The organism is Pseudomonas sp. LBUM920 (genome assembly GCF_003852315.1).
In the GTDB taxonomy this organism is placed as follows: domain Bacteria; phylum Pseudomonadota; class Gammaproteobacteria; order Pseudomonadales; family Pseudomonadaceae; genus Aquipseudomonas.
The window spans coordinates 2,702,722-2,721,005 of the sequence record NZ_CP027762.1 but is presented as its reverse complement, the minus strand read 5'-3'; the positions used below and the strand labels follow the sequence as shown (position 1 = coordinate 2,721,005).

The window sequence follows — 18,284 nt, the reverse complement described above, 5'->3', positions numbered from 1 at the left end:
GTTGTTTTCAAGCCAAGTTTTTCAGGATTCAACCATGAAACATTTACCTCTGTTGGCGGGCCTGTTCGGCTGCCTGCCTGTCTGTGGCTGGGCGCTTGAGTTGGCCCCCACCACCATTGATGGTGAGCAAACCGCTGAGCCGGGCCTGGCCCTGGATCAATCCAGTGGCATGGCGTCGCGGCTGGGCTTAAGCGTGCGGGAAACCCCGGCGTCGGTGGCCATTGCGACTCGCAACGACATTGAGCGCCATGGCGCCAAGACCTTCCGCGATGCGGCCAACACCTTGCCTGGCGTCAACGCCAGCGCGCCGCCGGGGTTTGGCGGGTTTGTGTCCTACCGTGGATTCACCAGCAGCCAGATCACTCAGATGTTCAACGGCATCAACGTCGCCACCGGCTTGGCCCGGCCGGTGGATGCGTGGATCTATGACCGCGTCGAACTGGTCGGTGGCCCCTCCTCCTTGATCAATGGTGCCGGCTCCGTGGGCGGTTCGCTGAACTATGTGACCAAGTTGGCGACCCGCGAGGAGCAAGCGGCAGAAGGCCAGCTCACCTACGGCAGCTACGACACCGCCGGCATGGCTTTTGGCGTCAACCATGCGCTGACGGAACCGGGTGCCGAGGTGCAGCATTACGCGCGTCTGGACGTGAGCCGCAACACCAACCACAGCTATATCGACCGCGACCAGCGGGATGCCTGGAGTGTGGCGTTTTCCCTGCTCAGCGACCTGACGCCCAACCTGTCCCACACCTTGGCGCTGGAATATCAGGATGAACATGAGGACAGCCCGTACTGGGGCACGCCGGTGCTCAACCCCAAGGCGGGTGAGTTGAAAATCGACCGGCACAACCGGTTCAACAACTACAACGTTGCCGATGGTCGTTACGAGCAGCGCACGATCTGGGCGCGTTCGATCATTGATTATCGGATCAACGACAGCACCACGCTGAAGAACACGCTCTATCACTTGGACAGCCAGCGCGACTACCGCAACCTGGAGACCTACCAATACAATGCCGATAACAGCGCGGTGAACCGTTCAACGGCCTACCAGGTGCGTCATCAGGGCGAACAGAACGGCAACCAGTTCGAACTGCGCCATGACGATACGTTCTTCGGCTTGTCGACCACCTGGTCCGGCGGCTTCGAGTACAAGGTCAACAGCACCACCAACAACCCACTGAACGTGCCGGGTAACAGTAGCGTGGACCCGAACCATTACACCCCGGGGCACTTCTACGATATACCGGGCACCCGGCCGGGCTTCGTCAAGGACAAAACCAATGCGGTCACCACCAAGGCACTGTTCGCCGAAAACCGTCTGGGCCTCACCGACAAACTCTCGCTGCTGACCGGCCTGCGCTACGACGCTATCGACCTGGACGTTACCAACCACAGAACGGTGACGGCCACCAACCCACGTCACTTCAAGCGCAGCTGGGAGCCGGTGACCGGTCGCGTGGGCCTGACTTACCAGTTCATCCCGTCGGCCAACGTGTATGTGCAATACAGCACCGCGGCCGAGCAGCCGTCGACCACCACCCAAGTGTTCGACGTGTCGACCGGCAAACAGTGGGAAGTGGGCAGCAAGTTCGATTACCTGGACGGTCGCGGCTCGGCCACCGTCGCGGCCTACAAGATCGAACGCAAGGATTTTGCCGTCACCGACCCGCTGGACCCGAACAACAGCATTCCAGTGGGCGCGCAGTCCTCCAAGGGCATTGAGTTGGCCAGCTCATTGCGCATCACGCCAACGCTGCTTGCCGAGGGCAATTTCGCCTGGGTGGACGCCGAATACGATGACTTCAACGAAAAAATTGCCAGCGGCGCGGTGGTCTCACGCAAGGGCAATACGCCCACCAACGTACCCAAGCGCGTGGGCAACGTGTGGCTGACTTATGACTTTACGCAAGACTGGCAAGGCGGCGTGGATGCGCGGTATGTCGCGCAGGTGTATGCGGACAATGCCAATACCCTGACGGTGCCGGCCTACACGCTGTTCGGGACGTTCCTGCGCTACAAGGTGAACTCACACACCTCGGTCACCGGCCGGGTGCGCAACCTGACGAATCAGGTGTATGCGGAGTTTGCACATGTGTCGCCGGCGTATTACCTAGGGTCGCCAAGGACCTTCGAGGTGGCCGTTCAAACCAAGTTCTAAGCCTGAAATACAATAAAAATGTGGGAGCGGGCTTGCCTGCGATAGCATCACCTCGGTCTACCTGATAAACCGAGGTGCCTGCATCGCGGGCAAGCCCGGCTCCCACACAAGCCCACATTTGAATCTGCATCGAATAGAAAGATTGTCGGCTTACTTCAGACTCGCCTCAACCTTCTGCGCCACATCCGCCGTCAACCACGCCTTCCACACTTCAGGATGCTCTTTGAGAAACGCCTGAGCCACTTCGCGTGGCGCCGTATGATTCTCGCTCATGGTCGCCAAGGCCTTGTTCAGCGGCTCGATGGGAAACTGAACCTTGGTAAAAAATTCGGCAATCTGCGGGTTTGCCTGCTGGAACGGCGTCGATACGCCAATGCTCAACTTGGACGCTAATGACCGAGTGGGCCTCGGGTTGGGGTTATCCGCGTCGGTCAGGGTCTTCCAGGCATCGGCATCAAACGGCGGCTCTTCCAGCTGGATCAGTTTGTAACGCCCCATCAGCGGCGTCGGCGACCAGTAGTAGAACAACACCGGTTTGCCACGACGGATCGATGACGCAATCTCGGCATCCAGAGCGGCGCCCGAACCACTGCGAAAATTCACGTAGCTGTCGTCCAGGCCGTAGGCCTTGAGCTTCTGCTTGTTGACCACTTCCGAAGTCCAGCCGATGGGGCTGTTGAGGAAGCGCCCCTTGCCTGGAGATTCCGGGTCTTTGAACACATCCTTGTAACGCGCCAGGTCTGTGACGCTTTTGAGGTCTGGCGCCAGAGGCTTGAGGCCCTTGGCAGGGTCGCCCTTGACGACATACTCCGGCACCCACCAGCCTTCGGTGGCGCCCTTGACCGTATCGCCCAGGCCTACCACTTTGCCCTCGGCCTCAGCCTTGATCCACACCGGACTGCGGCCGGCCCACTCTTCGCCAATTACCTGGATGTCGTTTTTCGCCAGCGCGGTTTCCAGGGTGATGGTAGTGCCGGGCAAGGTATCGGTGGGCAGGTCATAGCCCTTCTCAACGATAAAGCGCAGCACCTCGGTGATCAGGCTGCCACTCTCCCAGTTCAGGTCGGCGAAATGCACCGGAGCCTGGGCGGCCGATACCGGCAATGAAGCCACCGACAGGCTTAGCGCCGTCAGGGACGCTGCCAACAGGGTTCTCAATCCTTTCATGCCTTTTGCACCTCGCGTTTTCGCAGCCATAGCGGACGGCTTTGCTGCCAATGCGCGAAGCCTCTGATTAGTTAAGTCAACTCAACTGTAGTAGAGGTTCCGGAAGAGCAGAAATACACGCGAGGTTTATCGACTACTCACTGGCCTTGAAGGTCACCAGTTCACCCTTGCGCCACTTGGCGGCCTTGCCGGTCACGGCCTTGAGCGTTTTGGTGAGGTTTTCCTGCAGTTGTTCGTGAGCGGCAAACACCAGCATTACGCTGTGGCCTTCCTTGAATACGATGCCCTGGCCTTCGGCTGAAGAAACAAAGGCGTAATCGCCCAGGCCATACACCGTCAATTTGATATCGCGGAACTTCAATTCGAATTTACCGCCTTCACGGCTCGGCAGCACCGCCGCGCGAAAATGGTCGCCGACCTTGAGCTCCAGGCGCGGCTTGTCATCCACCACCATCGCCGCTTCGGTGTCGATTTCGGCAATGTAGATGCCTTCCGGCGTCTGTTCGGTGATGTAAACAAAACGGGATTGAAACTGCTTGACCAACTTTGCGCGCAAATCACCCAGCACGAATAACGCGTGCATATCCAGATTACTGACTGCCAAGGAAACGCCCCCACATCAAAAAAGCACGGACCGCCGCAGCGGACAGCACAAAAAACGGCCGTAACGGCTCGATCACACATTCATTAAAAAACTGAAGAGAACCCGCTGCTGCGCTGTAAGACTAGTACACAGATGCGCGATGGACCTTATGCAAGTCATCAGGCGCCACAGGAAATCACAGGTTCAAGGACCTGAGAATACAGGCCGATCAGCTTCAGAGAATAACCCAATTAAAAACGCAGTTTCCGACAGCTTACACATCACAAAATACCTGGCCATGGAACCAGGCCAACGCTGTGGACGACAATACTAAAACAGCAACGCGGGTCAAAACCACCTGAAAACGCTGCGGGCAAGTCAAACAAGATCGACCGACAGGAGCCGGCCATGCACACACGTCAACTCAATGCTACGTCTTCCCGCACTCGTTCATCATGTCCAGACGAGCGTCAATACTACTGCCTGGACAGCCCCGACGGGTACTCCAATTCCGTTCTTTACCAAGTTGTACCGGCGGGCCGCGATTTCTTTCATATTCTGGAAGTGACCAGCGGCAGGATCAGAGGCTTTCGCAGCAACCACATCCGGGCCTGCGAATTGGCTAAAAAGCTGGAAGCCAACCCGCTGACCTTTCACCCGGGAATCGTTTCGTCATCTGGATGAGTTTACTGCGCCGCCGCCCCTCAACAACTGCCATACTGGCCCGTCCATTGAAGTTTGCCCCTATCGGGTCAGGTTTTATCAGTGCAGTTACCTTGAAGGGAAGGCTATACGTGACGGAATTTGATATTGGCGAATTTTTCATCCATGGCGATGCGAGGGAAGTTGACGGTGAGTTTCAAGCGGTGATCATCATGCGGGCCAAACCACCGCTGACCACGGTCACAACACACCAGGTAGAAAAAGATCGTTGGTTCAAAACTGTCGATGCCGCTGCAACGGCGGCAAAAGATGCCGCCAAGGCACTTAAATCCGCCGTGGATTCAGGTGCACTCAATTCCTGACAATCCGATAGAACTCTGCCGCCTCCTGCGCCTCACATGCACAACGACCATCACCTTGCATGGAGAACACTATGGACGCGCCAATCCCTACTCTCGAAACGCTGTTTGAACAATTGGGCCTGGATTCAACCCCGGAGGCAATCGACGCATTCATCGATGCACACCCGTTGGCTGAAGACGTGAAGCTGATCGATGCGCCTTTCTGGACGCCGCAACAAGCGGCGTTTCTGAAAGAAGAACTGCGTGAGGACGCCGAATGGGCTATCCCCGTGGACGAACTGAACCAGCGCCTGCATCAACCCCACTAACGAGCCTCAATGCAGGCTGTCGGATTGCTCCAGGCGTAATAACGCCTCCCAGGCAGCCCTGCACTCCTGCGCTTCTTCGCGGCTGGCGAACGCCGTGCCGCGTTGCTCGCCATTGAGCAGCACAACCCAGCAGGCTTTCTGACCCAGCGAGCGCAGGGTTTCGGGCACACCACTGCCGATCATCACGGCGACATCGACTTTGTTTTGCATGGAGCCTCTCCGCCACATTAGTTAGCTACCTAACAATGTTGGCCATGCTACGGTTTTTTTCCAGTTGGAAAAAGCTATCCCCGGAATAGCTCCATTGCATAAACAGCAACAATCGCTAGCGTGCCGGCTTCGCCACCTTCGGTTTATAGCCCAGCCGCAACCCGCCCCAATGCCGCCCGTTGACCATGATCGGCACCGACAAGTCGTGCATCAACTCGCCGGTATCGCGGGTATAGGTCTGCAATAGCACTGCTTGTTGATGGCTGCCACAGCGGATGCCGGTACGGTCTTCGAACTTGCGCTTGGTGCGGTTCTGCACCGCATCAACGCGGGCGTCGCCGGTGAGCGCGTGGGAAAACGCCTTGTTGTGTGTCGGTACATAACCCTGAGGCGTGCAGGCAATGGCGAACACCAATCCCTCATGACGCGGCAGCAGCGCTTCCTGGATCGCCGGCAAAACCTGATCGGTGTAACGGTCAAAACGTGTGTGGTACTTGCTCGGGCTGGTATTCGGGATGGGCGTGTAACTGCGGTCAAACAAGTCCTGCAGGCTGATGCGGTTTTGCAATACATCGGCTTCGAACTGCTCGGCGATGCGGTGTGCGCCCTCGCGGGCTAAATCGTAGATGCGCTGGTGATAGTCATCCAGGCCGACTTCTGCCAAGCGCTCACTGATGGTTTCGGCTTGCCCTTCCATTTGCACGGCGGCGTCGGCCAGTTGGCGGGTTTGCTGGTCGCTCACGGTCAGATCGCTGCGCATCTGCTCCACCGCATGGAACAGGCTGTCGAGTTGCGCGCGGTTGGTATCGGTGCCCTGCGCAATTTCATTCACCTGCCCTTCCACGTCCGCCGCCAGGCTGGCGATGCTCTCCAGTTGTTCGCCGGCGTGTTCCACCTGTTCAACGCCCGTGTGCAGGTCCGCCGACAACTGTCGAATCTGCTCCACCACTTGCGCCGTGCGTTGCTGGATATCGGCGACCATCACTCCAACCTCATCGGTCGCCGTGGCAGTACGCCCAGCCAGGCCGCGCACTTCATCGGCAACCACGGCAAATCCGCGCCCATGCTCACCGGCTCGCGCCGCTTCAATGGCCGCGTTCAAGGCGAGCAGGTTGGTCTGGCTGGCGATCGATTGGATCACCAGCGTGACGCGCTGGATTTCTTCACTGCGCAGGCTCAAGGCTTCAATCAACTGGCGACTGGCGTCGGCACGCTGGCTGAGCTGGCGCATGCGCGTGATTGACTCGGCCAGCACTTCACGGCCCTGCGTACTGTGCTGATGCGCCTGCCTGGCCGCACCCAAGGCTTGACGGCTGAGTTGGGAGGTGACCTGCTCAGTGCCGATCATGACTTCGGCGCTGCTGACGATTTGCCTGGCTGCGCTCAACTGCGATTGTAAACGGGCCGCCAATTGCTTGACCGAATAGGCCACGCCGGCAGCAGACAGCGCGTTATGGCTGGTGGTGTAGGAAAGATCGCGAGTCAGTTCGCCCATCGTATCGGCGACTGGGGCAGGCGCCACGCGGTGCGTTCGACTGTTAAGGGTGGGCAGCCATATCACCAGCAAGGCCAGCGGCAGGCACAGGTACAGCGGCAAGCCAGCCAACGCCAGGCCCAGCAGAACCAGCACCAGGGCGGTGCTCTGCAAGAGCGGCGTCAGCCAGCCGGGCAGCGCGCGCACCCGCGTGTGCACGGGCACTGCTGCGCCCATCAGAGATCCGTCTCCAGCCATCGTCGTTACCCCACTGCTTGTCGTTATTGTTTCTGCATTAAACGCCACTATCGGGCCATTATCCATGGGCCGTTAGTGGGAAGCTTGCAGCAGATCAATAGACAGGGGCGTAACCGGTATTGCTCTTGAGCGCCGCATCAGCAGCGCCCAACTTCAGCACATCAGGCTTGACGCTGATGCTTGTCGATCTGCTCGTGGCGCTCTTGCGCTTCGATGCAGTACTTGGTGGTCGGGCTGATCAGCAGGCGCTTGAGGCCAATAGGCTCGCCGCTGTCGTCACACCAGCCAAAGGAGTCTTCCTTGATGCGTTCCAGTGCACGCTCAAGCTGCGGCAGCATGCGCTGGTCGCGATCGATGGCATTGACCAGCCAGGTGCGCTCTTCTTCAACGGAAGCCGCGTCAGCCGGGTCAGCCGGGGTATCCAGGCTTTCGATGGCGATACGGTTCTGTTCAATGCGCTCGTGGTGTTCCACTTTCATGTCTTGCAGCAGCTGCTCGAAAAAAGCGTGCTGTTCGGCATTCATGTAGTCATCCGCCGGCATGGCCAGCAACTTTTCCTTTGTCATTGATTTCTCTATAAAAAATACGTGCATTAAGGCGAATAAGGGAGCGTTCCGGCAGACCTCTGCAGGCCTCGGAAAGGCGCCGTCCATTTCAAGCGCCACCCGGCACTCAATTTACGAGGGGCGGCAGTCTAAGGCCGACTTGAGGGCTCAGCAACTGAAAAGACAGGCATTTTTTCCCAATTAACCCCCAAAGGCACCAGGACGGGCTTGGCGAATGGTCATCGGAGTGCGTTTATAGCAAGAAATTCAGTGTTGTGGAGCTATATAGAAGACAGACGGTTGAAACTGGCTGGAGAAGGTTCAAATGTGGGAGCGGGCTTGCTCGCGCAATGCCGAGTGTCAGTCAATACATCTGGCACTGATACACCGCATTCGCGAGCAAGCCCGCTCCCACATTGGGTTCCGCGCCAAGCCTTAATTCATTTATCGTTTGAGCTTGCGCTTATTGCGGTACTGGTCGATCACCACCGCGATCACGATGATCAGTCCCTTGATGATGTCCTGGATGTACGCGTCCACGCCGACAAAGGTAAACCCGCTGGCCATCACGCCCAGGATCAACGCGCCGATCACGGTGCCAGTGATGCGCCCCACCCCGCCCGCCAGGCTGGTGCCGCCGATCACCGCTGCGGCAATCGCATCCAGCTCATAGGACATGCCCATGCCGGCCTGGCCGGTCGCGGCACGTGCCGAGGCGACGACGCCAGCCAGGCCCGCGAGCAACCCGGCGATGCTGTAGACGATGATCAAATGGCGCTTGACGTTGATCCCCGACGTGCGCGCCGCCTGCATATTGCCGCCGATGGCGTAGGTGTACTTGCCGTACTTGGTGTAGCGCAGCGCGATATGGAAGATCACCGCCACCACCAGAAAGATGATCACCGGCATCGCGCCATGGCCGATCGCCGTGTACGAATCCGACAGCATGCTCACCGGCTGGCCTTCGGTGTAGTAACGCGCCAGGCCGCGGGCCGAGACCATCATGCCCAGTGTCGCGATAAATGGCGGGATCCCCGTGACGGCAATAATGCTGCCGTTGATCGCCCCTGCAAGCAGCCCGACCCCCAAGCCCATCGCCACCGGTATCCACACCGGCAAATCCGTCAGGCTGGGAAACACCGCGCGGGAAAAATCCGAAGTTTGCGCCAGGCTGGCGGCAATCATCGCCGACAGCGCCAGCACCGAGCCTGAGGACAAGTCGATGCCCGTGGTGATGATCACCTGCGTCACGCCAATCGCCAGCAGGCCGATGATCGACACTTGCAGGATCATCAGCACCAGACGCTGGGAGTTCATCAGAAAGCTCTGGTCGCGCACGATCCAACCGAACAGTTCAAACACCAACCCGATGCCGATCAGCACCAGGAAGATGCTCAGCTCGGTGGGCAAGCGCCTGCGGTGCTTGACCGGTGCCGTGGCAGGCTTGTTGTCTGTTATTGCGTTCATAGCCAATCACCTTCTTGTTCTGTGGCACAGGCCAACCGCAGGCCTGCGCTGCTGTTCGTCAGTGGACTACGGTCATACCGGAAGCCAGCTGCATGACTTTTTCCTGCGTCGCCTCCGCACGGTCCAGAGTGCCCATCAGGTCGCCCTCGTGCATCACCATCACCCGGTCGCTCATGCCCAGCACTTCAGGCAGCTCGGAGGAAATCATGATCACCGCCATGCCTTCGCTGGCGAGAAAAGAGATCAAGCGATAAATCTCGGCCTTGGCGCCGACGTCGATGCCACGGGTGGGCTCATCGAGAATCAGCAGGCGCGGGTTGGTCATCAGCCAGCGCGCCAGCAAGGCCTTTTGCTGGTTACCGCCGGACAAGGTGTCGATGCACTGCTCCAGAGACGGGGTTTTCACCCGCAGCTTCTTGCACATGTCTTCACACAACGCGCGCAATGCCTTTTGCTGGATAAAACCGTTGCCCGAGTAATGCGGCAGCACCGCCATTTCCATGTTTTCCAGCACCGACAGGCACGGGAACAGGCCGCTGAGCTTGCGGTCCTCGGTCAACAGCGCAAAGCCTTTCTCGATGGCCATGTGCGGGTCGCTGATGCGCACCGGCTTGCCGTCAAGGGTGATCTGCCCGCCAGAGCTTGGCGTAATGCCGAAAATCGTCTCCGCCACGTTGGTACGGCCCGAGCCCATCAACCCGGCGATGCCGAGGATCTCCCCGGCGTGCAGGTCGAATGACACCCCCTTGAACACGCCATCCAGGCGCAAGTCGCGCACCGACAGCAGCAGTTCACCGATGGGCGTCTCACGCACCGGAAACAACTGGCTCAGTTCACGGCCGACCATCATCGAGATCAGGCTGTCGCTGTTCATGCTGTCGGCGCGCTGCAGGCCAATGTAATGACCGTCGCGAAACACCGCGACTTCATCGGCGATGGCGAACACTTCGTTCATTTTATGCGTGATATAGACGATGCCTTTGCCTTGGGACTTGAGGTCGGCAATGATCGAAAACAGGTGCGCCACTTCCTTTTCGGTAATGGCCGACGTCGGTTCATCCATGATCAGGATGTCGGAGTCGTAGGACACCGCCTTGGCAATCTCGACCATCTGCCGTTCGGCGATACTCAGGTTGCCGACGTGTTCTTCAGGGTCCAGGTTGATGCGCAAACGCGCCAGCAACTCGGCGGTGCAACGGTGCATTTCGCGGTGGTTGACCATGTGCAGGCTGTTGAGCTGCTCGCGGCCAATCCAGATGTTTTCGGCGATGCTCATGTGCGGCATCAGGTTGAGTTCCTGGTGGATCATCGCGATCCCGGCCTTTTGCGCCGCCAGTGGCGTTTCAAACACGATCGGCTTGCCGCGCAGACGTATTTCACCGGCGTCGGGCTGGTAGATGCCGGCGATAATCTTCATCAGCGTCGACTTGCCTGCACCGTTCTCGCCCATCAGCGCCAGCACCGAGCCAGGGCGAACGCGCAGTTGCACATCGGCCAGGGCCACGACGCCGGGAAAGCCTTTGCTGACGTTGAGGATTTCCAGCAGGTAGGGTTCTTCCGGCGCCAGGGGCTGGATACCGGGAGGCTGCGAGACAACCGCTTGAGCAAGCATATCGGGTACTCCATCAGCAGGACGACCGTGGCCGCCCTGCTCGCTTATTGTTGTTATGAAGGGCTACTTGAAGTCTTTGACGTTGTCTGGCGTGATCAGCTTGAACGGAATGATCACGTTCTGCTCGACCGGCTCGTGCCTGGCCATCTTGCGCGCCGCTTCGACCGAGCCGACGGCCTGCCCTTTCGCGTCCTGGAACGCTGACGCGGCCATGTCGCCCTTGGTAACCGCGTTCAAGCCGTCCGGCGTGCCGTCGACCCCGGCGATCAACACGCTGCCCGGTTTGGTGCCCGCCGACTTCAGCGCCATGGAGGCGCCGATGGCCATCTCATCGTTGTTGGCCAGCACCGCATTGAATTCGCGGCCCTGAGTCAGCCAGTCGTTGACCAGCGTCATGCCGCGGTCACGCAGCCAGGTACCGGTCTGTTCCTGTTCGATGGTGATGCCGGGGTACTTGGCCAGGACCTCTTTCACGCCTTTGGTGCGGTTGGTGGTGGAGTTGTTGGCCAAGTCGCCCAACAGGATCACGATCTTGCCTTTGCCACCGAGTTTGTCGGCGATGTACTGCATTTGCAGGCGACCGGCCTCGACGTCGTCAGAGGTCACGGCCACCACATCTTTAGGCAAGTCTTTCTGATCGGGCCGGCGGTTGACGAACACCAGCGGAATGCCCGCCTTGGTCGCCGCACTGATGATGTTCTTGGTCGATGCGGTATCCACCGGGTTGACGATGATCGCGTCGACTTTCTGGCTGATGAAGTTTTCGACCTGGCTCAGTTGCTTGACCACGTCGGCGCGGGCGTCTTCAAACTGCAGCTGCACGCCATCGCCCTTGGGGTAGGACTTGGCTTGCTTGTCCATGTCCTCGCGCAGGTAAGTCAGAAAGGTATCGTCGAAGGCGGACATGCTCACGCCTACTTTGATATCGGCAGCCGAGGCAAAACCGCTGGCAAGCAGCATGGACAAGGCCAGCGCGGTGAAACGGATCGGGGTCTTCATGAACGGTCTGTCTCCAATTTCTTGTTGGTTTTGTGGACGTTGCGTTTTTCAGAGCGAGGAAGTCGGCAGCCGCACGATCGGTGCTCCCGGAATGCAGCACACCAGGGCGTCTTTGTTTTCGACGCACAGCACATTGAGGAAGGAGAAATAAAACGGCCGGGCGCGGGGCAGACCGCGTGGCGCTTGCTGGGCAGGGCGTAAAACTCGCAGTACAGCGTTGAAGATTTTCATCTGACGGTACCTGGTTGTTTTTGATCTTGTTTTTGTTGAGTCGCCTGGATCAAGCCCGAAGCGTACTTTTTGCAACCTGGAAAAGACTTTATTGGAAAATAATTTCCATATCAACCTGTTTTAGAATTTTATTCTATTTTTGTTGAAACCACTTGCTGGCGCTCGCTGCTAAGGCGTGCGGCGTCCAATATACGGGTGGTTTCCAGTGCGTCATAGGCGTTGACCGGCAGCGCTCCCTGCCCTTGCACGGCACTGTGCAACTGGCGATAGAACTGCGTCCAGCAGCCTTTCTCCGATGGCACACGCTCGCGTTCCGCGCCTTGCTCAAACCAGCCCCAGCGTCGGTGCTCTTCAGCGCCCCAGTGCTCGCCTTCGGTTTTCGGCGTCTTGCCCGCCATCAGCGCTTCTTCCTGGCCATCAAGTCCGTCCACGGTGTAACACCCCAGGGTGCCGCTGACGCGAAAACGCGGGGCCTGGCTGTTCTGCAGCGCACTGCCCCACAGGTGGGAAATCACGCCGTTGGCGTGGGTCAGGGAAATGAAAAAACCGTGGTCCAGCGTCGGGTATTCCGCGCTGAAGTGTAATTGCGCGAACACCCGATCCACCGGGCCGAACAGTTGCAGTGCCTGGTCCACCAGGTGGCTGCCGAGGTCACGCAGCCAGCCGCCGCCGCTGGCATTGCCTACCGATTGCGGGTTGTAGCGCTCCACACACGATTCAAACCGGGTGATCTCGCCCAGCGCGCCGGTGTCGATCAGTTTGCGCAAGGTCAGGAAATCCGAATCCCAGCGCCGGTTCTGATAGACGCTGAGCAACACGCCCTGGCGTTCGGCAGCGGTGATCAATGCCTGGGCCTGTTCGGCATTGCTGGCGAACGGTTTGTCGCTGACCACGGCGACGCCGTGTTCGATGGCTTCCAATACCAAGGCCGGGCGGCCTTTGAGGGTGGTGGAAATCACCAGGGCATCAACGCCGGCCTCGACGATCTGGCCGATGGAGTCGTAGGCCTTGAGGCCGGGATGGTCAGCCGCCAATTGCTGGCGCCGCTCAGGTGAGCGTGTCACCACGCCGACAAACGTTGCGCCGGGCAGCGTTGCAATCAACGGCGCGTGAAAGAAGCGGCCGCCATGGCCGTAGCCGACTAGTCCGATTCGCATACATACACTCCTTCTGGAACTGGAAACCCAATCAAGTGTGGGAGCTTGCTTGCCTGCCAAAGCACTGTGTCAGTCAATGAACCCATCACTGAAACACCGCTATCGCAGGCGAGCCAGCTCCCACCTTGGAATGATCGATTTCTTATTGGCACAGCTCGCGGGTCACCCGCTCCAGCATCATCCGGTTGGACTCATCCGGCCGGTCTTCCCAGGCAAACACCGAAACCGTAGCGATGCCGTCGAACTTGATCTCGCGCAAGGTGCCGAAAAACGCCTCCCAGTTGACCTCGCCCTGACCGATGTCCAGGTGCTGATGCACGGTGGCAGTAACGCCCGGCGGGTTGACGATGTAGCGCAGGTTCGACGACGCGCGGTGGTTATAGGTGTCGGCAATGATCAAGTGGCTGAGCTTGGAACCGGCGTACTTGAGCATCGAGGCGATATCGCCTTTGCCGTCGTCATAAAAGAAGGTGTGCGGCGCGGCGTAGAGGTAGTTGATCCAGTCGCGGTCGAGGCCGCGAATGATGTCCACCGATTCGTTGTTGCGCTCACAGAAGTCATACGGATGCGCCTGGATATCCAGTTTGATGCCTTCGCGCTCGAACTCCGGGATCAGCTCATCCATGGAGCGCATGAACTGGTTTTCGCACACCAGCGGGTTGTCGGACTGGCCGGTGAACTCGGTGTTGACCAGCTCGCAGTCCATTTCCACGGCGATCTGGATCGCACGCTTCCAGTTGCGCACGGCGGCGACGCGCAGGCCTTCGTCGGCCGCGGCCCAGTGGTACATCGGCAGCAGGGATGACAGGTGCACACCGGCGTCGCTCAAGGCCTTGCGAAATTCCTTGATGCGCGCACGGTCAACGCGAGCGGCCTTGTAGAACGGCAGGAAGTCTTCGCGGGGCGACAGCTCGATGTGCTGGTAGCCCAGCTCCGCGGCCTTGTCGACCATCTGGCCAAGGGGCAGATGGCGGTACATGTAGGGGTCTAAGGCGATACGCATGTTCAGAGGCTCCCGGATTTGCTTTATGTGGGAGCGGGCTTGCTCGCGAATGCGGTGGGTCAGCCACCTGATTCGCTTACTGATACACCGCATTCGCGGGCAAGCCCGCTCCCACATTTAATGCATTTCAAATGTAGATTTGGGCTTAGCCGTAAAAATGTGGGCGCTCTGGCAGGCCGACTTTCACGATCTGCTCACTGCGCTGCGCCTCAATGCACGCATCCGCCGCCACCGCTGCCGCAAACCCATCCCACGCCGACGGCCCACCCACTTGCCCGGCGCGTACGCTGTCGATGAAGGCCTGCAATTCGACGTCGTAGGCGCCGATGAACCGGTCCTTCCAATCCATCAAAATCGCATTCGACAGCTTGGCCTCGCTGCGCAGTTGCACCTGCGAAGGCTCAGGCAGTTTGGCAATACCGGTCTCGCCCACCACTTCGCACTGAATGTCATAGCCGTACTGGCAGTTCACGAACACTTCCACATCAATGCGCGTGCCCCTGGCGGTTTCCAGCAGCACGATCTGCGGGTCGCGCAAGTGGGCCAACGCCTTGCTCGATTTACGCGGGAACACCACTTGCACTGACACGTAGTCGTCGTTGAGCAGCCAACGCAACACGTCCAGTTCATGGATCAAGGTGTCGGTGATCGCCATGTCGGTCTTGTAGTTTTCGCCCACCGTCGGGTTGCGGTGCGCGCAGTGCAGCATCAAAGGCTCGCCGATCTGGCCGCTGTCGATGACCGCCTTGAGGGCCCGATAACCTTCGTCGTACGGGCGCATGAAGCCTACCTGCACCAGGCGCTTGCCGAAGGCGACTTCGGCATCGACGATCTTGCGGCAGCCTTCGGCCGTCACCGCCAGAGGTTTTTCGCAGAACACCGGCTTGCCGGCGGCGATGGCAGCGAGCACGAATTCTTCGTGGCTCGGCCCCCAGGAAGTCACGAGAATTGCCTCGACCTGCGGCGAGTTGATCAACGCATGGCCGTCCGCGTACACCTCGGCGGTCAGCTTCAAATCAGCGACGACCTTGGCGGCTTGCTCAAGGTTGATGTCGGTCACCGCCACCACCTGGCTATTGAGCAAGGTCTGGCTGCACCGACGGATATGGTCCCGGCCAATGGCGCCCGTACCGATAACACCCAACTTCAAAGACATACAAACACTCCTCTTGTTATTAGTACTGCCGGGCCTTGGCCAGGCGTTCATTGAGTTGTTTGGCCACCGCGTCAGTGCGCGCGCTGGTCGAGACCTGCGCCACACCGACCCGCCACCACGACAGGTATTTGTGGATCATGGTCTTGGGCAGAACCTTGATATCGATCAGCGTCGACACCGTTTGCGTACGCGCATCGGCCAACGCCGCCTGCAACTGCTCCACCGTGCTGACCTTGTAGGTCTTGCAGCCGTAGGCCGCCGCACTCATGGCGAAATCCACCGGCACAAAACCGCCGTCGAGCTTGCCCGTCTGCGGGTTGCGAAAGCGGAACTCGGTGCCGAAGCTGTCCATGCCGTGTTCCATCTGCAGGTTGTTGATGCAGCCGAACGTCATGTTGTCGAGCAGCACCACGTTGATCTTGCGACGCTCCTGAATCGAGGTGGCCAGCTCCGAGTGCAGCATCATGTAGGAGCCGTCACCCACCAGCGCATACACCTCGCGCGCCGGCTCGGCCAGCTTCACGCCCAGGGCCGCGTTGACCTCGTAGCCCATGCACGAATAGCCATACTCGACGTGGTAGGTGTTCACGCCCTTGCTGCGCCAGCTGCGCTGCAAGTCGCCCGGCAGGCTGCCGGCGGCGGCGACGATGATGGCGTCGTCGGCCAGGGTTTCGTTGAGCACCCCGAGCACGCGGCTTTGGGTCAGGCAGGAACCGGTCAGCTCGATAAACTCGCGCAGCACGGCCGGGTCCATGTGGTCGTTGATTTCCGGGACGAAATTGTCCGTCTGGTAGTCGGCCTGGTAGATGCGATCCACCTCGGCGTCCAGCTGCGCCCTGGCGTCGCGCGGCTGATCCGCCCAGTCGGAACGGTAGTCACCCAAGGCATCCGCCAAGGCCTCCAGGCCCACCCTGGCGTCCGCCAGCAGTTGCACGCCGTCCAGTTTCAGGGCATCGCACGGACTGATATTGAGGTTGAGAAACGTCACTTCGGGGTGCTTGAACAGTGACTTCGACGAGGTGGTGAAGTCGGTGTAGCGCGTGCCGATACCGATGATCAGGTCCGCTTCCGGGGCCAGCAGGTTCGCCGCCAGGCAGCCGGTTTCGCCGAGACCGCCCAGGTTCAGCGGATGGCTGGACACCACCGCGCTCTTGCCTGCCTGGGTTTCGGCGAAGGGGATGTCAAAGCGTTCGGCAAACGCTTGCAGCGCGGCATTCGCGACGGCGTATTTGACCCCGCCGCCGCAGACGATCAGCGGTTTGCGCTTGCCTCGAAAGGCAGCCAACGCATCGCCGATCATCGCTTCAGTCGGCGGACGGCGTTCGATACGGTGCACACGTTTTTGCAGGAAGTAGTCGGGATAATCCCAGGCTTCAGCCTGTACATCCTGCGGCAGGGCCAACGTGACGGCGCCGGTTTCCGCGGGGTCAGTGAGCACGCGCATTGCATAGATCGCAGCGGTCATCAGCTGCTCGGGGCGGTTGATGCGGTCCCAGTATTTACTCACCGAGCGGAAGGCATCGTTGGTGCTGATGCTTAAATCGTGAAACTGCTCGATCTGCTGCAGCACCGGGTCAGGCTGGCGGCTGGCATAGACATCGCCGGGCAACAGCAGCAACGGAATACGGTTGGCCGTGGCGGTCGCGGCGGCGGTAATCATATTTGCCGCGCCCGGCCCCACCGACGAGGTGCACGCGTAAATCTTGCGGCGCAGGTGCTGCTTGGCAAACCCGATGGCAGCGTGGGCCATGCCTTGCTCATTGCGGCCCTGATGCACCACCAGATCGCCGCTGTCCTGCTCCAGCGCCTGGCCCAGCCCCAGCACGTTGCCGTGGCCGAAAATGGTAAAAATCCCGGCGACAAACTTGCTCTGCACACCATCGACTTCGATGTACTGGTTATCCAGAAACTTCACCAGGGCCTGGGCCATGGTCAATCTTGTTGTGGTCATGTTCGCACCTTGTATGAATGCAAATCTGTCGATCAACAGTGAACCAATGTGGGAGCGGGCTTGCTCGCGAATGCGGTGTGTCAGTCACCCAGTTCATTTACTGATCCACCGCATTCGCGAGCAAGCCCGCTCCCACAGTTTGGCCCGTGTCAGGTTCGAGGGTTTTGCAGGTGGGCGATGCTTGCCCCGATTGCCTGCTGAATATCCGCCAACGCATGCACGCTTTCCGCAAACGGCTCAAACGACAGGTAACCGCCGTAGCCGGTGCTGAGCAAGGTGTCGATCTGCGCGGCATTGCCGAGAATATCGCCCTCGCCCACCAGCACACGGTGGCCGTCGCGGATCGAATTCAGCGGCGTGTCACGGTCTTCGACGCCGGAGATATGCACCAGGCCGGTCAGTTGCGGGAAGAACTCCTGCTCGCTGGCCAGGTGATGGTGGAAGGTATCGTGCACCAAGCGGAACACATCCAGGCCGCCAATCGCCTGGATCGCATCCACGGCCACACGCTTGCGGCGCAGCGCGCATTCTTCAAAACCCAGTGGCTCGATGAAACCGAGAATCCCGTACTCGCGCAGGATCGGCGCCAACTCGCTCAACGCCGTGCGCAAACCGGCCGCGCGCTGGGCTGCATTGCGGGTATCGCCGCGCTCGTTCAGCGGGCACATCACCAGGCCTTGCGCACCGCATTCACGCGCATAGATGGCGAGTTTGAGCGCCTGGGCACGGCGCTCGTCATTCCACACGTCAAACGGGTACAGCGCGTTGATCGACAGCACCGTGATGCCTTGCACCGCGCACAGCTCACGCACGCGGCTGGCCGGGGTGCCGTATTCGATTTCATCACCTTTGAGGTCGTTGCGAATCTCGATGGCATCGCACTTGAGGGCCGCCGCCAACTGGATGAAATCCGGCAGGGAAAGGTCGGGCGCGACCATGCGGTTAAGGGCAAAACGTAGCGGCGACTTCATTGTTGT

The 18,284-nt window shown here is 59.6% G+C and carries 18 protein-coding genes; 4 read left to right on the top strand and 14 right to left on the bottom strand.

From position 1 onward, the window contains the following. Positions 1 to 34: 34 nt before the first annotated feature. Positions 35 to 2,161 (top strand): TonB-dependent receptor, encoded by a 2,127-nt coding sequence (locus tag C4J83_RS12615; protein WP_124417182.1) that lies wholly within the window; start codon positions 35 to 37, stop codon positions 2,159 to 2,161. 150 nt (positions 2,162 to 2,311) lie between these two features. Here C4J83_RS12615 and C4J83_RS12605 read toward each other — a convergent pair whose 3' ends face one another. Both C4J83_RS12605 and C4J83_RS12600 read right to left on the bottom strand, forming a co-directional pair. Next, positions 2,312 to 3,328, bottom strand: coding sequence for an ABC transporter substrate-binding protein (locus C4J83_RS12605; protein WP_119741691.1), 1,017 nt, complete (start codon positions 3,326 to 3,328; stop codon positions 2,312 to 2,314). Between the two features lie 133 nt (positions 3,329 to 3,461). After that, on the bottom strand, positions 3,462 to 3,911 hold the full coding sequence (locus C4J83_RS12600; RefSeq protein ID WP_177410138.1) for a hypothetical protein: 450 nt from the start codon (positions 3,909 to 3,911) through the stop codon (positions 3,462 to 3,464). 408 nt (positions 3,912 to 4,319) lie between these two features. Here C4J83_RS12600 and C4J83_RS12595 point away from each other — a divergent pair, with 408 nt between their 5' ends. From C4J83_RS12595 to C4J83_RS12585, 3 genes are all read left to right on the top strand, one after another. Continuing rightward, positions 4,320 to 4,595, top strand: coding sequence for a hypothetical protein (locus C4J83_RS12595; RefSeq protein WP_106580276.1), 276 nt, complete (start codon positions 4,320 to 4,322; stop codon positions 4,593 to 4,595). A 110-nt stretch (positions 4,596 to 4,705) separates the two neighbouring features. Continuing rightward, positions 4,706 to 4,936: a hypothetical protein gene (locus tag C4J83_RS12590; RefSeq protein WP_119741687.1), complete on the top strand. Its 231-nt coding sequence runs from the start codon at positions 4,706 to 4,708 to the stop codon at positions 4,934 to 4,936. Between the two features lie 71 nt (positions 4,937 to 5,007). Next, complete coding sequence (locus C4J83_RS12585) at positions 5,008 to 5,244, top strand: DUF2789 domain-containing protein (RefSeq protein ID WP_106580278.1); 237 nt, start codon at positions 5,008 to 5,010, stop codon at positions 5,242 to 5,244. Between the two features lie 6 nt (positions 5,245 to 5,250). Here C4J83_RS12585 and C4J83_RS12580 read toward each other — a convergent pair whose 3' ends face one another. From C4J83_RS12580 to C4J83_RS12520, 12 genes are all read right to left on the bottom strand, one after another. Continuing rightward, on the bottom strand, positions 5,251 to 5,454 hold the full coding sequence (locus C4J83_RS12580; RefSeq protein ID WP_106580279.1) for a hypothetical protein: 204 nt from the start codon (positions 5,452 to 5,454) through the stop codon (positions 5,251 to 5,253). Positions 5,455 to 5,569: 115 nt separating this feature from the next. After that, positions 5,570 to 6,802 (bottom strand): methyl-accepting chemotaxis protein, encoded by a 1,233-nt coding sequence (locus tag C4J83_RS12575; protein WP_372239325.1) that lies wholly within the window; start codon positions 6,800 to 6,802, stop codon positions 5,570 to 5,572. A 545-nt stretch (positions 6,803 to 7,347) separates the two neighbouring features. Beyond that, complete coding sequence (locus C4J83_RS12570) at positions 7,348 to 7,752, bottom strand: TraR/DksA family transcriptional regulator (protein WP_010564800.1); 405 nt, start codon at positions 7,750 to 7,752, stop codon at positions 7,348 to 7,350. A gap of 423 nt (positions 7,753 to 8,175) precedes the next feature. Beyond that, a complete protein-coding gene (locus C4J83_RS12565) occupies positions 8,176 to 9,198 on the bottom strand; it encodes an ABC transporter permease (RefSeq protein WP_026013640.1) in 1,023 nt (340 codons plus the stop codon). A gap of 58 nt (positions 9,199 to 9,256) precedes the next feature. Beyond that, positions 9,257 to 10,810, bottom strand: coding sequence for a sugar ABC transporter ATP-binding protein (locus tag C4J83_RS12560; RefSeq protein ID WP_124417179.1), 1,554 nt, complete (start codon positions 10,808 to 10,810; stop codon positions 9,257 to 9,259). Positions 10,811 to 10,873: 63 nt separating this feature from the next. Then, positions 10,874 to 11,809 carry a sugar ABC transporter substrate-binding protein gene (locus tag C4J83_RS12555; protein WP_124417178.1) on the bottom strand — a complete coding sequence of 312 codons (936 nt, stop codon included), beginning with the start codon at positions 11,807 to 11,809 and terminating at the stop codon, positions 10,874 to 10,876. A gap of 48 nt (positions 11,810 to 11,857) precedes the next feature. Next, positions 11,858 to 12,040 (bottom strand): hypothetical protein, encoded by a 183-nt coding sequence (locus tag C4J83_RS12550; RefSeq protein WP_119741679.1) that lies wholly within the window; start codon positions 12,038 to 12,040, stop codon positions 11,858 to 11,860. A 128-nt stretch (positions 12,041 to 12,168) separates the two neighbouring features. Beyond that, positions 12,169 to 13,197, bottom strand: coding sequence for a Gfo/Idh/MocA family protein (locus C4J83_RS12545; RefSeq protein WP_124417177.1), 1,029 nt, complete (start codon positions 13,195 to 13,197; stop codon positions 12,169 to 12,171). A 142-nt stretch (positions 13,198 to 13,339) separates the two neighbouring features. Next, entirely contained in the window at positions 13,340 to 14,200 is an 861-nt protein-coding gene (locus C4J83_RS12540; protein ID WP_119741675.1) for a sugar phosphate isomerase/epimerase family protein, read from the bottom strand. 145 nt (positions 14,201 to 14,345) lie between these two features. Then, positions 14,346 to 15,356, bottom strand: a complete 1,011-nt coding sequence (gene iolG, locus C4J83_RS12530; protein ID WP_119741673.1) for a bifunctional inositol 2-dehydrogenase/D-chiro-inositol 1-dehydrogenase — start codon at positions 15,354 to 15,356, stop codon at positions 14,346 to 14,348. 19 nt (positions 15,357 to 15,375) lie between these two features. Beyond that, complete coding sequence (iolD, locus tag C4J83_RS12525) at positions 15,376 to 17,307, bottom strand: 3D-(3,5/4)-trihydroxycyclohexane-1,2-dione acylhydrolase (decyclizing) (protein WP_124417176.1); 1,932 nt, start codon at positions 17,305 to 17,307, stop codon at positions 15,376 to 15,378. Between the two features lie 149 nt (positions 17,308 to 17,456). Further along, the gene (locus tag C4J83_RS12520) at positions 17,457 to 18,278 is read right to left on the bottom strand and encodes a TIM barrel protein (protein WP_124417175.1); all 822 of its coding nucleotides are present in this window, start codon (positions 18,276 to 18,278) and stop codon (positions 17,457 to 17,459) included. Positions 18,279 to 18,284: the final 6 nt, after the last annotated feature.

Bases quoted from the DNA above. Each gene is read 5' to 3' on its own strand.
- iolG (WP_119741673.1), bottom strand. From the start codon at position 15,356: ATGTCTTTGAAGTTGGGTGTTATCGGTACGGGCGCCATTGGCCGGGAC.
- C4J83_RS12605 (WP_119741691.1), bottom strand. From the start codon at position 3,328: ATGAAAGGATTGAGAACCCTGTTGGCAGCGTCCCTGACGGCGCTAAGC.
- C4J83_RS12600 (WP_177410138.1), bottom strand. From the start codon at position 3,911: ATGCACGCGTTATTCGTGCTGGGTGATTTGCGCGCAAAGTTGGTCAAG.
- C4J83_RS12555 (WP_124417178.1), bottom strand. From the start codon at position 11,809: ATGAAGACCCCGATCCGTTTCACCGCGCTGGCCTTGTCCATGCTGCTT.
- C4J83_RS12560 (WP_124417179.1), bottom strand. From the start codon at position 10,810: ATGCTTGCTCAAGCGGTTGTCTCGCAGCCTCCCGGTATCCAGCCCCTG.
- C4J83_RS12585 (WP_106580278.1), top strand. From the start codon at position 5,008: ATGGACGCGCCAATCCCTACTCTCGAAACGCTGTTTGAACAATTGGGC.
- C4J83_RS12540 (WP_119741675.1), bottom strand. From the start codon at position 14,200: ATGCGTATCGCCTTAGACCCCTACATGTACCGCCATCTGCCCCTTGGC.
- C4J83_RS12520 (WP_124417175.1), bottom strand. From the start codon at position 18,278: ATGAAGTCGCCGCTACGTTTTGCCCTTAACCGCATGGTCGCGCCCGAC.
- C4J83_RS12550 (WP_119741679.1), bottom strand. From the start codon at position 12,040: ATGAAAATCTTCAACGCTGTACTGCGAGTTTTACGCCCTGCCCAGCAA.
- iolD (WP_124417176.1), bottom strand. From the start codon at position 17,307: ATGACCACAACAAGATTGACCATGGCCCAGGCCCTGGTGAAGTTTCTG.
- C4J83_RS12595 (WP_106580276.1), top strand. From the start codon at position 4,320: ATGCACACACGTCAACTCAATGCTACGTCTTCCCGCACTCGTTCATCA.
- C4J83_RS12545 (WP_124417177.1), bottom strand. From the start codon at position 13,197: ATGCGAATCGGACTAGTCGGCTACGGCCATGGCGGCCGCTTCTTTCAC.
- C4J83_RS12565 (WP_026013640.1), bottom strand. From the start codon at position 9,198: ATGAACGCAATAACAGACAACAAGCCTGCCACGGCACCGGTCAAGCAC.
- C4J83_RS12580 (WP_106580279.1), bottom strand. From the start codon at position 5,454: ATGCAAAACAAAGTCGATGTCGCCGTGATGATCGGCAGTGGTGTGCCC.
- C4J83_RS12570 (WP_010564800.1), bottom strand. From the start codon at position 7,752: ATGACAAAGGAAAAGTTGCTGGCCATGCCGGCGGATGACTACATGAAT.
- C4J83_RS12615 (WP_124417182.1), top strand. From the start codon at position 35: ATGAAACATTTACCTCTGTTGGCGGGCCTGTTCGGCTGCCTGCCTGTC.
- C4J83_RS12575 (WP_372239325.1), bottom strand. From the start codon at position 6,802: ATGATCGGCACTGAGCAGGTCACCTCCCAACTCAGCCGTCAAGCCTTG.